Consider the following 14,531-nt stretch of genomic DNA (forward strand, 5'->3'; position numbering starts at 1 on the left):
CCGAGATGGCCGAGACGGCGGGGAGGCCGCAGATGGCGGAGACGACGGAACCGGAACCGGGACCGGATCCGGCACCGGATCCGGCACCGGAATCGGAACCGGCACCGGAATCGGAACCGGCACCGGAATCGGAACCGGCACCGGAATCGGAACCGGCACCGGAATCGGAACCGGCACCGGAATCGGTGTCGGTGCCCGGGCCGGTGCCGCAAGCGGGGACCGCGACGGTGGCGGAGCGGGGCGGCGCCGGGGCGTTCATCGAGCTGGTCGGGGTCGAGAAGGTCTTCGACGTGCGCAAGAAGACGGGCTTCCTGAAGCGGGAGCGGCGGCAGGTGCGGGCCGTGGACGGGCTGTCGTTCACGGTGGCACGGGGGGAGATGGTCGGTTACATCGGCCCGAACGGCGCCGGGAAGTCGACGACGATCAAGATGCTCACCGGCATCCTGACGCCGAGCGGAGGCCGGCTGCGGGTGGCCGGGATCGACCCGTCCCGGGAGCGGACCCGGCTGGCGCACCGCATCGGGGTGGTCTTCGGGCAGCGGACGACGCTGTGGTGGGACCTGCCGCTGATCGACTCCTACCGGCTGATGCACCGCATGTACCGCATCCCGGACGCCCGTTACCGGGAGAACCTGGACCGCTGTGTGGAGCTGCTCCAGCTCAGGGAGCTGCTGGACGTGCCGGTGCGGCAGCTCTCGCTGGGCCAGCGGATGCGCGGCGACATCGCGGCGGCGCTGCTGCACGACCCGGAGGTGCTGTACCTGGACGAGCCGACCATCGGGCTCGACGTGGTGTCGAAGGCCAAGGTGCGGGGTTTCCTGCGGGACTTGAACGCGGAGCGGGGCACGACGGTGCTGCTGACCACGCACGACCTGCAGGACATCGAGCAACTGTGCTCGCGCGTGATGGTGATCGACCACGGGCGGCTGATGTACGACGGCCCGCTGGACGGCCTGCACGAGGCGGGGGAGAGCGAACGCACCCTGGTGGTGGACCTGGAGCGGGAGTTGCCGCCGATCGAGGCGCCGGAGCCGGCCCGGGTGGTGCGGGTGGAGGGGCCGCGGCAGTGGCTGGCCTTCCCGGCGTCGGCGTCGGCGGCGGGTCTCGTGGCGCGGATCGCGGCGGAGTATCCGCTGGTGGACCTGTCGGTGCGGGAGCCCGACATCGAGTCGGTGATCGCGAAGATGTACGCGGAACGCGCGGGCGCATAGTGCCCGGCGCGGTGACCTCGTAGGCTGCTGTCCATGACCGACGACGCCCGGGAACTGCGCGCATCCGACGCCGACCGCGAACGAGTCGCCGAGGTGCTGCGCGAGGCCCTCGCCGAGGGACGCCTGGACATGACCGAGTTCGAGGAGCGGCTGGACGCCACGTACAAGGCGCGGACGTACGGGGAGCTGGCGCCGATCACCCGTGACCTGCCGGTCGGCACGGTGGCCCCGGCGCCGCGGGTGTCGATGACGAAGGAGCCCGAGCGGGGCGAGGGCTGGGCGGGCCGGATCACCGGCCGTGAGGGGTCGTCGAGCTGGGCGGTCGCCGTGATGTCCGGCTTCCAGCGCAAGGGGCGCTGGACGGTGCCGAGGCGGTTCAACTCCTTCGCCTTCTGGGGCGGCGGGGACATCGACCTGCGGGAGGCGGACTTCTCGGCCGGCGAGGTCGTGATCAACTGCGTCGCGATCATGGGCGGCGTGAACGTGGTCGTGCCGCCGGGTGTCGAGGTGATCGTGCGCGGCATCGGCATCATGGGCGGCTTCGACCACCGCGAGGAGGGCGTCCCGGGGGACCCCGGCGCCCCGCGTGTGATCGTGACGGGCTTCGCGTTCTGGGGCGGTGTCGGCGTCGAGCGCAAGGTGACGCGGGCGGAGCGGCAGCGGCTGAGGGAGGAGCGCCGCCAGGAGAAGCTGGAGCGCCGCCAGGAGAGGGGCCGCGACCGTCTGGACCGCGGCTCCGACCGCCGTGAGCTGGACCCCTCCCGCCACGACCTGCACGGCAGCGACTGGTCCCGGGAGCGGGACCTGGAACGGGAGAGGGAGCGCCGCCGGGACACCTGACCACCACCGCGCCGGGCCCGGCGCGGCGGTGGTCAGGTGTCCCGCACCTTGACCGGTGGTCCTGCGCCGGGCCCGGACCGGCGGGCCTGTCCTCGGTCCGGCGGGCCTGTGCTCGGTCCGGTGGGCGTGCGTTCCGGCCGGTGGGCGTGCGCCCGCCCCGGGCGCCCTACGCCCTAACCGGTGCCGCGCCCTTGAGCGCGTCCAGGTCGAGGGTGTCGCCCATGCGGGCGTAGCCCTTGTCGCTGGGGTGCAGGTGGTCGCCGCTGTCGTAGTCGGAGCGCAGGCGGCGCGGGTCGTAGGCGTCGCGCAGGGCCTTGTCGAAGTCGACGACCTCGTCGAAGACCCGGCCCGCCCGGATCTCCCCGTTGACCTGCTGCCGCATGGTCTCGCGGGCCTTGGTGTCGCGGCTGCTGCCGCCGAACGGCGTGATCGTCCCGCCGACGACCTTGAGTCCCCGGGCGTGCGCCTGGCCGACGAGGGTGTGCAGGCCGGTGAGGATGCCGTCGCGGTCGGCCAGTTCCGGGCTGTGCAGGATGTCGTTGACGCCGAGGAGGACGACGACGACCTTGGGGTTGGTGCGTTCCAGCACGTCCCGGCGGAACCGGCTCAGCCCGCTCGGGTTGTCGGCGGGCCGGCCCGCCCTGCCGGTCAGGATGCGGTTGCCGCTGATGCCCTCGTTCACGACGCTGTAGCGCGGTGTGTCCCGGCCGGTGCCGGCGGCCTCGTGCAGCCGCTCGGCGAGGACGTCGGTCCAGCGGTGGTCGGCGTCGGTCTCGGAGCCGAGGCCGTCGGTGATCGAGTCGCCGAAGGCGACCACCGTGCCGTCGGCCTCGTGGCTCAGCACGTCGAGGGCGGTCAGATAGCGCCAGAACGGCGTGGGGGTGGTGTACGCGGCGCCGGTGACGTCGGCCGTGCGGTCGCCGTCGGCGAGGTAGCTGGTCTGCTGGGCCCGCGGGTGGTAGGTCACCGGCCCGGACGGGACCGGCGAGAACGTGGTGACCAGGACGTTCGCCCCGTAGGGGATGGTGATGCGGGCGGTGTCGCTCATCACCTGGCCGCCCGCCGGGATGATCACCCGGGCGCTGCCGCGGAAGGTCAGCCGGCGCATGGTGTCGGCGATCGCGGCGGCCGTGCCGGGGCCCGAGGCCAGGGCGATCGAGGCGTGCGTGACCGTCAGCGGCGCCTGTCCGTACAGGTTGGACAGGGTGATGCGGGCGCCGGTGCCGCCGACCGAGGTGTGGACGACGTTGCGCACGGAGCGGCCGGCCATGCCGGTCGTCTCGGTGCCCGGCTCGGCGGCGGCGGGCGCGGTGGCCCAGGCGCCCACCCAGGCACCCGTGGAGGCGGGAGCCGCCTCTCCCCGAGAGAGGCCGGCCTGGGCCCGGGGTGTGCGGTCCTGGGCGCCGTCGTCCGCGGACGCTCCGGCGTATATGGCCGCGGAGATCGTCACTATCAGGGTGACGATCGCCGCGAGCAGGGCACGGTGCTTGGTGGGGGGTGCCCCCGCACCCCCGTCACGAACCCGGGTCATGCTGTGTTGTTCTCCTCGGGCGAGGGGAGCTCCGAGGCTCCGGTCCGATGAACCCATGATGCGGCATGGGTGGAGGAAGTGCCGCAGGAGCCCCGGGCGTTCCCCCTTCGGAGACAGACGCCGGGAACTTGTGTTCCGTTCCAGGAGTCGGTCATGAAGGGACAATGTGTGAGGGACGTATCAGCGAACGGTGGAGCGGATGGAACGCACGAAACCGGAACTTCCTGAGGGCGCCGGGGGCGCGGACGGCTCCGAGGGCGCCGGGAAGGGCACGGGGGCGGGCCCGGCCGGTGCGGGCTCGGGCGCGGTCCGTGACCGGGCGATGACGTCCTTCAGCCCGGCCGACGAGGCCAAGCGCCGCGGTGTGCGGCAGATGAAGCTCACCGCGACCGGGCTGCTGCTCTTCGTCGCCGTGGTCTACGCCCTGGCCGAGTGGGCCTCCCACCGGGGCGCGGGCGCCTGGGCGGGCTACGTGTCGGCCGCCGCCGAGGCCGGAATGGTCGGCGCGCTCGCCGACTGGTTCGCGGTCACCGCGCTCTTCCGGCACCCGCTCGGCATTCCCATTCCGCACACCGCGATCATCCCGAAGAAGAAGGACCAGCTGGGCGTCTCGCTGGGCGAGTTCGTCGGGGAGAACTTCCTCTCCGAGGCCGTCGTGCGCCAGCGGCTGCGTGCCGTCGGCATCGGCAGCCGCCTCGGCGCCTGGCTCGCCGTGCCGGAACACGCCGACCGGGTGACGGCCGAGCTGGCCGCCGCGCTGCGCGGTGCCCTGACGGTGCTGCGCGACTCCGACGTCCAGGCGGTGGTCGGCGAGGCGATCACGCGCCGTGCCGACGCGCAGGAGATCGCGCCCGGCCTCGGCAAGATGCTCGACCGGGTCGTCTCCGACGGCGGCCACAAGCGCGCCGTCGACCTGATCGTGTCCCGGGCCCACGACTGGCTGATCCTGCACGGCGACTCCGTGATGGACGCCGTGCAGGGCGGGGCACCCGGATGGACGCCCCGGTTCGTCGACCGGAAGATCGGCGACCGCGTCTACAAGGAGCTGCTGCGCTTCGTCACCGAGATGCGGGACATGCCCGCACACCCGGCGCGCGGCGCCCTCGACCGCTTCCTCACCGACTTCGCCGCCGACCTTCAGTCCGACACCGAGACCCGGGCGCGGGTGGAGCGGCTGAAGACCGAGGTGCTGGGCCGCGGCGAGGTCCAGGACCTGATCGCGTCCGCCTGGACGGCCGTACGGTCCATGATCGTCTCGGCGGCGGAGGACGAGCGCAGCGAACTGCGCCTCCGGGTCCGCGCCTCGCTGCTGTCGCTGGGCACCCGGATGGCCTCCGACCCCAAGGTGCAGGGCAAGGTCGACGGCTGGGTGGAGGGCGCCGCGGTGTACGTCGTCACCACCTACCGCAAGGAGATCACCTCGCTGATCACCGACACGGTGGCGAGCTGGGACGCCGAGCACACCACGAAGAAGATCGAGGCGAACATCGGCCGCGACCTCCAGTTCATCCGTATCAACGGCACGGTGGTCGGCTCGCTGGCCGGGCTGCTGATCTACACGGTCTCCCGCATCCTGGGGGCGTAGGGCCGCTCCGGGTGGCCCCGCGGCCGCGGCGGGCGTGTTCTCTCCGGTGCAGGGCACACGGGAGGCGTTCGTTCGACGGAGCTCGACGCAGAGCCCGACGGAGAGGGTGCCATGACAGCAGAAGCGTCGTCGTCGGGCTCGGGGCCCGCCTCCACCGGGACCGTCACCACGGCCGTCCCCGCCCGCCTGGACCGGCTGCCCTGGTCGCGCTGGCACTGGATGATCGTGATCGGCCTGGGCACCGTGTGGATCCTGGACGGCCTGGAAGTCACGATCGTCGGCAACGTGGCCGGACGCATCGCCGAGGACGGCAGCGGCCTGGACATCAGCTCCGCCCAGATCACCGGCCTCGCCGCCGCCCTGTACGTGGCGGGCGCGTGCTCCGGTGCCCTGTTCTTCGGCTGGCTGACCGACCGCCACGGCCGCAAGAAGCTGTTCATGCTGACGCTGGTCGTCTATCTGGTGGCCACCGCGCTGACCGCGGTCTCCTTCGAGTCCTGGTGGTTCTTCCTCTTCCGCTTCCTCACCGGCTTCGGCATCGGCGGTGAGTACGCGGCGATCAACTCCGCGATCGACGAGCTGATCCCGTCCAAGTACCGCGGCCGGGTCGACCTCATCATCAACGGCAGCTACTGGCTCGGCGCGATCGGCGGTTCCCTGCTGTCCATCGTGATGCTGGACACCGACATCTTCCCCAAGGACCTCGGCTGGCGGCTCAGCTTCGCCCTCGGCGTGGTCCTCGGCCTGGTCATCCTCCTGGTCCGCCGCCACGTGCCGGAGAGTCCGCGCTGGCAGTTCATCCACGGCCAGGGCGACAAGGCCGACACCCTGGTCTCCTCCGTCGAACGGGAGATCGAGCAGGAGAAGGGCGAGGAGCTGCCGCCGCCGGCCGGTGAGATCACCATCCACCAGCGCAAGAGCATCGGCTTCGGCCTGATCGCCAAGACCGTCTTCGGCCGCTACCCGCGCCGCGCGGTCCTCGGGCTCTCCCTCTTCATCGGCCAGGCCTTCCTCTACAACGCCATCACCTTCGGCTTCGGCACCATCCTCATCACGTTCTTCGACGTGCCGACCGGCAGCACCGGCTACTACTTCGCCGTCATCGCCGCGGGCAACTTCATGGGCCCGCTGCTTCTCGGCCAGCTCTTCGACACGGTCGGCCGCCGCATCATGATCTCCAGCACGTATCTGCTCTCCGGCATCCTGCTCTTCGGCACGGCGTACCTCTTCGACCGGGGCTCGCTCACGGCGGCGACCATGACGGCCTGCTGGTGCGTGGTGCTGTTCTTCGCCTCGGCGGGCGCCTCCAGCGCGTACCTGACCGTCTCCGAGATCTTCCCGATGGAGACCCGCGCCATGGCCATCGCCTTCTTCTACGCCCTCGGCACCGCCGCCGGCGGTATCAGCGGCCCGCTGCTCTTCGCCGACCTGACCGAGTCCGGCGTGGTCGGCGACACGGTCCTGGCCTTCCAGATCGGCGCCGGCCTGATGTGCGCGGCCGGCCTGGTGGCGGCGTTCCTCGCGGTCAAGGCGGAACGCCGCTCGCTGGAGGACATCGCGGAACCGCTGTCGGCGGCGGCGCCGGACACACCGGGAGGGACGGGCGCCGCCACGAAGACCGCGTAGCGCCACATTCCCCGTGGGCCCGGCCACCCGTCGAGCCGGCCACCTTTCTACCGGGCCGCCCGCCGGCCCGGCCCGGACGCCGAGGAGCCCCCGATGACCGTCCGCAGGATCGTCCCCAACATCCACGTGGAGGCCGAGGAGCTGTGGAACACCAGCCGTGACTTCTACGGCCTGCTCGGCTTCGAGGAGGTCATGGACATGGGCTGGGTGACGACGCTGGCCTCCCCCGCCAACCCCACCGCCCAGATCAGCCTGTTCACCGAGGAGCGCACGGCGCCCGTCGTCCCCGACCTGAGCGTGGAGGTCGAGGACGTCGACGAGGTCTACGCCCGGGTCGCCGCGTCGGGCGCCGAGATCGTACGGGAACCGCGGGACGAGGAGTGGGGCGTACGGCGCTTCTTCGTCCGGGCCCCGGACGGCCGGGTGATCAACGTACTCACCCACCACTCCTGACCGGCGCCGCGGGGTTCAGGCGCGGCGGTCGGCGACCGCCCAGGAGGCCAGCGCCACGGCACCGGCGACACCGAGGACGGACGGCCAGGCGCCCACCTTCTTGGCCAGCGGGTGGGACCCCGCGAACCCGGCGACGTACGCCGCCGTCAGCGCGCCCGCGGCCTTCCCGCCGGCCCGCGCCCGCCACTGCTGCGCGGCGGCGGCCCCGGCCACGGCGAGCACGGCACCGCCGAGCTGCCGCTTCTTCGTCCAGCGCGCCACGCCGTAGCCGCCGACGAGACCACCCGCGGCGACCACCGCACTGGGAACCTTCGCCATCTCTGCCTCCTGCTCCACCGGGCCGACCCCGGCCCCGTACCGACGTGTCGGGTTCGAGGCTAATCCCCGCCTCCGTCGGCCGAACACCGAGCCCTGATCGCGACACTCGCGGGTATCCGACCCGTTGGAGAGGGGAGACGAGCACCGGAGGAGTCCGATGACCACCCAGCGCCCCCACGCCTACGACCCGCCCCGCCCCCGCACGGTCACGGTGGACGGCGCCCGCGTCGCCTGCTGGGAGTCGGGCCCGCGCGACGCCGAACCCGTGGTCCTCCTGCACGGCTACCCCGCCGACCACCAATGCTGGCGTCACCAGGTGGCGCCCCTGTCGGCCCGGCACCGGGTCGTCACCCCGGACCTCCTCGGCTGGGGCGCGTCCGAGCGGCCCCTGCACCTGTCCTTCGACTACGACACGGAGGTCGCCCGGCTCGGCAGGCTCCTCGACGCACTGGAACTGGACTCGGTGAACCTGGTCGGCCACGACTACGGCGGCTTCCTCGCCCTCGGCTTCACCGAGACCCACCCCGAGCGGGTACGCCGGCTCGCCCTCCTCAACACCCGCGCGCACGCCACCTTCACGCGCCGCTGGTACGCCGTGTTCAGCGTGCTGAGCCTCCTCGGACGCAGCCCCGTGCTCCGCCGTCCGGCGCTGCGGCTGCCCTTCGCCGCCCTCCACCGCCGCTCCTTGGCCCCGCTGGTGCGTGCCGGCCACCTGGACGCCCGGGTCCTGGACGGCTACGTCGGCTGGATGGCCACCCCCGAGGGGCGCCGCTGGGTGCTCCACTACTTCGCCGACTACCGCACCCCCACCCGCCCCGAACTGCGCCCACGGCTGCGGGACATCGGCTGCCCGACGGCCGTCGTGTGGGGCCGGACGGACGTGTACCTGAGCCCCGCGATCGCGACCGAGTTGGCCGCGTCCGTGCCCGGCGCCGAGCTGACGCTGCTGGACGACGCGGGCCACTGGGTGATGGACGAACGCCCGGACGCCGTGACGGCGGCACTGCGCCGACTGCTGGAACGGGAACGAACCACACCGGCCGGGTGAGACGCAGGTCACAGGATCGAGGTGGTCCCGCCTGTCACACCGCACCGCCGGCATCCGTCGTAGGTGTGTACGGCCGACCGGGCCGGCGAGCACGACAGCGACGACGGAGGAATCCACCATGGAAGCGCGTCTCAACATCTTCGGCAGCCCGCTCGCGGGCAAGCTCCTGCGCCACATCAACTCCGCGGGCAAGACCGTGACCGACTCGTCCCTGCCGGCCGCGACCCAGGAACTGGTCAAGATCCGCGCCAGCCAGATCAACGGCTGCGGCTTCTGCCTCGACATGCACGCCAAGGACGCCGCGAAGGAAGGGGAGACCTGGCTGCGCCTGAACCTGGTCGCCGCCTGGCGGGAGGCCACGGTGTTCACCGACGCGGAGCGCGCCGCGCTCGAACTGACCGAGCAGGGCACCCGTATCGCCGACGCCTCCGGCGGCGTCACCGACGAGGCCTGGGCGAACGCGGCGAAGTACTACGACGAGGAGCAGCTCACCGCGCTGGTGGGACTGATCGCCCTCATCAACGCGTACAACCGCGTGAACGTGATCACCCAGCAGCCGGCCGGCGACTACGTGCCGGGCATGTTCGGCTGAGGCGCTTCGCTCCGGCCGCCGGCCCCGGGCTCCCTCGCTCCGGGTCCCGCGGCGCGCCGGTCAGCCGGCGTGCAGCAGGACCGGGAGCCGCTGGTGGCCGTTGCTGATCAGCGAGGGCACGGCCGGCAGCTCCTCGGCCGGATCGGCGAGGCGGATGTCCGGGAAGCGGCCGAACAGGCTCTCCAGCGCGAGGGCCACCTCCATCCGGGCCAGCGGCGCGCCCAGGCAGAAGTGGACGCCGTGCCCGAAGGCCAGGTGCTCCTTGACCGTGCGGGTCACGTCGAAGGTGTCGGGGTCCTCGTGCCAGTCCGGGTGCCGGTTGGCGGCGGCGTACGAGGCGATGATGGCCTCCCCGCGGGCGATGGCCTGCCCGTCCGGCAGGGGGATGTCGGCGACCGCGAACCGCAGGGGCAGGTGCTTGACCGCCGGTTCGTGACGCAGCGTCTCCTCCACCACGTCACCCCACGTGGCCTCGCCCTTGCGCACCGCTTCGAGCTGGTCGGGGCGGGTCAACAGGGTGTACACGGCCTGGTCGACGACGTTGACGGTGGTCTCGTAGCCCGCGCTGATCATCAGCAGCAGGGTGTCGCGCAACTCCTCGGGCGAGAGGCGGTCGCCGTTCCCCTCGTCGTCCCGCGCGGCGATGAGCAGGGACGTCATGTCGTCGCCCGGGGTGGCGCGCTTGGCCGCGATGAGCTGGTCCAGGACCTCGTACAGGCGCACGGTGTTGGCCTGTGCCTCGGCCTGGTCCAGGGTGGTGTCGAAGACGCCGTCCACGAGGGCGCGGAACCCGTCGCGGCGGTCCTCGGGCACGCCCATGAGGTGACCGATCACCGTGATCGGCAGCGGATAGGCCAACTGCTGCCGCAGGTCGACCCGTTCACCGACGGGCAGCCGCGCGAGCCGGTCGACGAGATCGGTCACCACCCCCTCGACGGCGGGCCGCATCGCGTCGACGCGGCGGGCGCTGAAGGCGGGGGCCACCAGCCGGCGCAGCTTGCGGTGGTTCGCCCCGTACGCGGTGAACATGTTCTCCACCGCCACCCACAGGGCCAGCGGCCAGGTGCCGACGACCTCGCCGAAGGCCGGCCAGTGCGCCCGGGCGTCCTTGGAGACGTCGGGGCTGGTGAGCAGTCGTTTGAGGAGGACCGGGTCGCTGACCGACCAGGCCTCGACCCCGAGGACGTCCACTCGTGTGGCCGGGCCGCGCTCCCGCAGGGCACGGTGCTCGGCGCGATGGTCGGCGCCGGTGGGGTCGAGGGCGAGGGCGGATTGCTGAGGCGCCATGGCCTGGCTCCTTGCTGTGCGGCGGGTCGCGCGGCCGGGGAGGGGGGGGGAGTGACGGGGTCGGTTTCGACCTCCCGTGTCAGCTCGCGGCGTTCGACATGCGACAGAGGTGACGGTACCGGTTCGCGCTCCCACGTCGTGCGGGCCTCGTGATCATCAGCCGGAACCGTCCGGAGTTTGACGCGAAAGCTGCGCGGACGACGGCCGAACTCCCTTGCCGGAGGGGCCGGGAGGGGACCGGCGGCCGGAAGGAGATCGGCCGGAAAGGGCCGGTCCGGCGGATGCCCGCCCGTTCCCTGCTCAGCCGGCCTCGGTGAGCCGCTTCAGCCACTCGTTCAGCAGCCGCTGCTCCGCCTCGCTGAGGACCGCCTGCCCGGGGAGGGCGGCGCGCAGGGCCCGGGCGGCTCCCGCCGGACCGGCGTCCCGCACGGCCGGTCGCTCATGGGTGACGGCGGCGACCATCGACTCGCGCAAGGTGGTGAACAGGGCCGGGTCGCGCCGCTGTTCGGGCAGGGACAGCCAGGTGAGCACCGCGCCGCGCGCCGTGGCGTGGACGACCTGGGCCGCGAGCTCCTCGTCTACGCGGAGCAGGCCGCCGGCGGCGAGCCGCCGCATCCGGCCCATCAGGACTTCCGAGCCCGCCTTGAAGGCGGCCGACTCCTCCCGCGCGGGCTCGGTGTACATCAGCGTGAACAGCGCGGGGTTGGCCAGGCCGAACTCGACCGCGAGGTCCCAGCCGCCCCTCAGGTCCTCGATGAGGTCCGGCGGGTCGGGGTCGACGTGCTTGGTGGCGAGGAAGGCCGCGAAGCCGTACTCGGCGACCGCGTCGAGGAGACCGTCCTTGTCGCCGAACAGCCGGTAGATGGCCGGCGGTTGCAGCCCGGCCGCCTCGGCGACCGCGCGGGTGGTGACGGCGTCGCGTCCGCCTCGGGTCAGCAGGCCGATGGCGGCCTCGATGACCCGCTGCCGGGTCTGGTCGGAGCGAGAGGACATGCGTCCAACGTTACCGGGACCAACGTTACCGGGATCCTGTTGCCATCGTGATTATCGTTGTTACTGTTGAAGTGATATCACTGGAAACAGCGCGCCGTCCGCGTCAAGCGCGAGCGCTGTGAACCCCCGTCCCCCCGTGAACACTGGAGCGCATCATGATCATCGTGACCGGAGCCACCGGACAGCTGGGACGCAGGATCGTCGAGCACCTGCTCACCCGCGTACCGGCCGGACAGGTCGGCGTCAGCGTCCGCGACCCCGAGAACCCGCAGGCCCTGGCCTTCGCCGACCGGGGCGTACGCGTCCGGCGGGGCGATTTCGCGGACGCCGGGAGCCTCGCCCACGCCTTCGAGGGCGCCTCGCAGGTCCTCGTCGTCTCCGTGGACAAGATGGGCGAGGAATGCGTCGAGCAGCACCGCGTCGCGATCGAGGCGGCTGTCACCGCGGGCGCCCGCCGCGTCCTCTACACCAGCCAGATGGGAGCCGGTGACGCGTCCCACTTCCAGGCATGCCGCGACCACGCCGCCACCGAGCGGATCCTGCGCGCCTGCGGGGTGTCCTACACGTCACTGCGCAACGGCTTCTACGCCGCCAGCGCGACGGGCTTCCTCGACCACGCCCGGGTGACCGGCGAGATACGGCTGCCCGCGGACGGTCCGGTCGCCTGGACCACGCACGCCGACCTGGCCGAGGCGACCGCCGCGATCCTGGCCGACGAGGGCAGCTTCGAGGGCCCCACCCCGCCCCTCACCGCGTCACGGGCGCTGAGCTTCGACGACGTCGCGTCCCTCGCCTCCGAGGTGACGGGCCGCCCCTTCACGCGGACCGTCGCACCCGAGGCCGCTTTCCGGGACCAGCTGGTGGCCCACGGCGTCCCCGCCCCGTACGCCGACCAGATCCTGGGCATCTTCGCCGCCGCCCGCGCCGGCGAGTTCGCCGGGGCCGACCCGACGCTGGCCGCGCTGCTGGGCCGGGAGCCGACCGGCATGCGGGAGGTGCTGGCGGAGGCGCTGCGCTAGGCACCGGGGCGGGCGCCGCTGTCGTGCCGACGGCGCGGGCGTCCCTGTCGTGCCGACGGCGCGGGCGTCCCTGTCGTGCCGACGGCGCGGGCGTCCCTGTCGTGCCGACGGCGGGCGCCCGCCGCCGGTCACCCCGAGGCCAGCTGTTCCGCGATCTCCTTGATCCAACCGGCGCTCTTCTCCGGGTCGTCGAGGCTCGCCGCCCACGCGTCCGGATCCAGCTTGTGCTGGGCCGGGCCCGCCTTGAGGGCGACGAGCAGCTCCCGGGCGGACTGCCGGATCTCGGGCGTCGTGTCGGTGCTCCCCTGGATGCCGGGGCCCGCCGCCAGGCGGTAGATCTTGCGCGCCATGGCCTGGCGCTCGCCCTTCGAGACCTTCTTCCAGATCTTCAGGGCGTGCTTCAGCGAGTCCCCGCGCGACGCGCCCACCGCCGGCTCCTCGCCCTCCGGTGCCCAGCGCTCGGGATGGCGGACCTCCTCGTAGCGCTTCGTCGCGGCGCGGCCCGCCTTGTACCCGGCGACGCCGAGGATGAGCCCGGCCCCCACCGCGGCGGCGATCCAGCCGCCCGGGTTGCTGCCCAGTACACCCGCCGCGGTGACCGCCGCCACGATGCCGCCCGCCGCCTTGGCGGGCTCGCCCACCACGCCGCCCACCGTCTCCTTGCCGATCTTGGTGAGCTGCTTCTTCTTCGCGTACTTCTGCGTCCCGCTCAGGTCCTCCATGTCCTGCGCGGCACGCCGGTAGGCCGCCGTGGCCGCGGAGGCCCGCTCGTACTCCTCGCGCATCGCGTCGAACGCCGCCTCGGCCGCCGGGTACCACTCCCGGGGCGGGCGCCCCTGACCCGCCTCCCTGATGGCGTTCAGCCGTGCGAACGCCGCGTCGACCCGCTGCTCCGCCTGGTCCGACGCGTCCCGCAACCGGGCCAGCAGATCCGCGTGGACGGCGCCCGGATCCCCGAGCTGCTTGATCCGCCGGTACTTGCGGGTCGCTCCGCCGACCTTGCCCGCGGCGCGGGCGCCCTTCCACAGACCGGTGACGGCGCTGAAGATGCCGCTCACCTCGGCGGCGGTCGCGGCGGTCGCCGCGTCCGCCACCCCGTTGAGCTTGGTGGACTCCTTGGCGACGGCGGCGCCGTAGCCGCCCGAACTCGCGGTGCCGACCACCGCGTCCGCGCCCTTGACCTTCGCCTTCCTGCTCGCCGTGTGGTGCCCGGCCCCGGACCGCTTCTTCCGGGCGTCCTTCATGTTCTTCAGCGAGTCGTACGCGTTGACCACGACGCCGGTGACCTCGGTGAGGAGGTTCCAGGTACCGGCGGAGGTGCCGGCGGCGGCGGCGTCGTGCTTGAGGGCACCGTCGCCCGAAACGGTGGCCGCCTGACCGAGGCCGGCGCTCGTGGGGGTCTGGGCGCCCTTGGCCAGGTTGTCCGCGGGGTCGAGGTTCTTCTTGAACCGGTCCAGCATCTCGGCGGCCCGCTTGACCAGATCGTCCGCCGACCTCGCCGTGGCGGCCGCCTCCGGCTCAGGCTCCCTGGCCGTCACGAAGCTGTCCGAGCTGCCCGAGCCGGCCGATTCGGCGGTCACGAAGCTGTCCGAGCTGCCCGACCTGCCCGACACGGCGGTCACGAAGCTGTCCGGGGTGCCCGGCCGGGAGGACACGGGCGACTCCGGCGCCCGTTCCACGGTCCCGCTCCTGACGCGCTGCACCGCCGCGGTCGCGGTCCGGTTGCCGACGCCGGCCTGGAACCGCAGGAAGGCGTGCTCCGCCGAGCGCCCGGACGAACTCCCGGCCCGGCTCCCGTCCCGGTCCCGACGCTGCCTGGCCGACGCGAGCGCGGCTGCGGACGGGCGCGTGCCGGGCGGGCGGGGCGAGGTCTGCTGGACCGGGGTGCTCATGGACGTACCTCTCCTGCTGCCGGACCGGGCGAGGCGAAGGTAGCCAGGCACGGCGAACGGGAGGGGTGCGGCGGGGAAACACTCCGGGGCCGCCCGCGGAACGCGTCACGCGCCCCGTGCGCCGGGCCTCGGGCCC

Annotated in this window: 13 protein-coding genes; 8 read left to right on the plus strand and 5 right to left on the minus strand. The window is 72.8% G+C overall.

The genetic code is table 11. The annotated features are described in order from the left end of the window. The first annotated feature begins 227 nt into the window (after positions 1-227). A complete protein-coding gene (locus ACIBCJ_RS06180) occupies positions 228-1,211 on the plus strand; it encodes an ATP-binding cassette domain-containing protein (protein WP_399281924.1) in 984 nt (327 codons plus the stop codon). A 33-nt stretch (positions 1,212-1,244) separates the two neighbouring features. Beyond that, positions 1,245-2,051 (plus strand): DUF1707 domain-containing protein, encoded by an 807-nt coding sequence (locus ACIBCJ_RS06185; RefSeq protein ID WP_362094488.1) that lies wholly within the window; start codon positions 1,245-1,247, stop codon positions 2,049-2,051. Positions 2,052-2,217: 166 nt separating this feature from the next. Here ACIBCJ_RS06185 and ACIBCJ_RS06190 read toward each other — a convergent pair whose 3' ends face one another. Next, positions 2,218-3,582, minus strand: coding sequence for an SGNH/GDSL hydrolase family protein (locus ACIBCJ_RS06190; protein WP_365978979.1), 1,365 nt, complete (start codon positions 3,580-3,582; stop codon positions 2,218-2,220). A gap of 199 nt (positions 3,583-3,781) precedes the next feature. Here ACIBCJ_RS06190 and ACIBCJ_RS06195 point away from each other — a divergent pair, with 199 nt between their 5' ends. From ACIBCJ_RS06195 to ACIBCJ_RS06205, 3 genes are all read left to right on the plus strand, one after another. Next, positions 3,782-5,167, plus strand: a complete 1,386-nt coding sequence (locus tag ACIBCJ_RS06195) for a DUF445 domain-containing protein (protein WP_365978980.1) — start codon at positions 3,782-3,784, stop codon at positions 5,165-5,167. Between the two features lie 111 nt (positions 5,168-5,278). Next, complete coding sequence (locus tag ACIBCJ_RS06200) at positions 5,279-6,793, plus strand: MFS transporter (protein WP_365978981.1); 1,515 nt, start codon at positions 5,279-5,281, stop codon at positions 6,791-6,793. Positions 6,794-6,886: 93 nt separating this feature from the next. Then, a complete protein-coding gene (locus ACIBCJ_RS06205) occupies positions 6,887-7,246 on the plus strand; it encodes a VOC family protein (RefSeq protein WP_362094499.1) in 360 nt (119 codons plus the stop codon). Positions 7,247-7,261: 15 nt separating this feature from the next. On the opposite strand, the gene ACIBCJ_RS06210 is transcribed toward ACIBCJ_RS06205, so the two are convergent. Further along, positions 7,262-7,564 (minus strand): hypothetical protein, encoded by a 303-nt coding sequence (locus tag ACIBCJ_RS06210; protein ID WP_133885488.1) that lies wholly within the window; start codon positions 7,562-7,564, stop codon positions 7,262-7,264. Positions 7,565-7,721: 157 nt separating this feature from the next. On the opposite strand from ACIBCJ_RS06210, the gene ACIBCJ_RS06215 reads away from it, so the two are divergent. Together ACIBCJ_RS06215 and ACIBCJ_RS06220 are read left to right on the plus strand one after the other, a co-directional pair. Next, positions 7,722-8,612 carry an alpha/beta fold hydrolase gene (locus tag ACIBCJ_RS06215; protein WP_362094503.1) on the plus strand — a complete coding sequence of 297 codons (891 nt, stop codon included), beginning with the start codon at positions 7,722-7,724 and terminating at the stop codon, positions 8,610-8,612. A gap of 118 nt (positions 8,613-8,730) precedes the next feature. Then, complete coding sequence (locus ACIBCJ_RS06220; protein WP_362094506.1) at positions 8,731-9,204, plus strand: carboxymuconolactone decarboxylase family protein; 474 nt, start codon at positions 8,731-8,733, stop codon at positions 9,202-9,204. A gap of 60 nt (positions 9,205-9,264) precedes the next feature. Here the strand turns inward: ACIBCJ_RS06220 and ACIBCJ_RS06225 are convergent, their stop codons facing one another. Next, a complete protein-coding gene (locus ACIBCJ_RS06225; RefSeq protein WP_362508752.1) occupies positions 9,265-10,491 on the minus strand; it encodes a cytochrome P450 in 1,227 nt (408 codons plus the stop codon). 300 nt (positions 10,492-10,791) lie between these two features. Next, on the minus strand, positions 10,792-11,484 hold the full coding sequence (locus ACIBCJ_RS06230) for a TetR/AcrR family transcriptional regulator (protein ID WP_365978982.1): 693 nt from the start codon (positions 11,482-11,484) through the stop codon (positions 10,792-10,794). Positions 11,485-11,639: 155 nt separating this feature from the next. Here ACIBCJ_RS06230 and ACIBCJ_RS06235 point away from each other — a divergent pair, with 155 nt between their 5' ends. After that, positions 11,640-12,503 (plus strand): SDR family oxidoreductase, encoded by an 864-nt coding sequence (locus ACIBCJ_RS06235; RefSeq protein ID WP_365978983.1) that lies wholly within the window; start codon positions 11,640-11,642, stop codon positions 12,501-12,503. A 128-nt stretch (positions 12,504-12,631) separates the two neighbouring features. Here ACIBCJ_RS06235 and ACIBCJ_RS06240 read toward each other — a convergent pair whose 3' ends face one another. Next, entirely contained in the window at positions 12,632-14,395 is a 1,764-nt protein-coding gene (locus ACIBCJ_RS06240) for a hypothetical protein (RefSeq protein WP_365978984.1), read from the minus strand. Positions 14,396-14,531: the final 136 nt, after the last annotated feature.

Source organism: Streptomyces sp. NPDC051136, assembly GCF_044455745.1.
Lineage (GTDB): Bacteria > Actinomycetota > Actinomycetes > Streptomycetales > Streptomycetaceae > Streptomyces.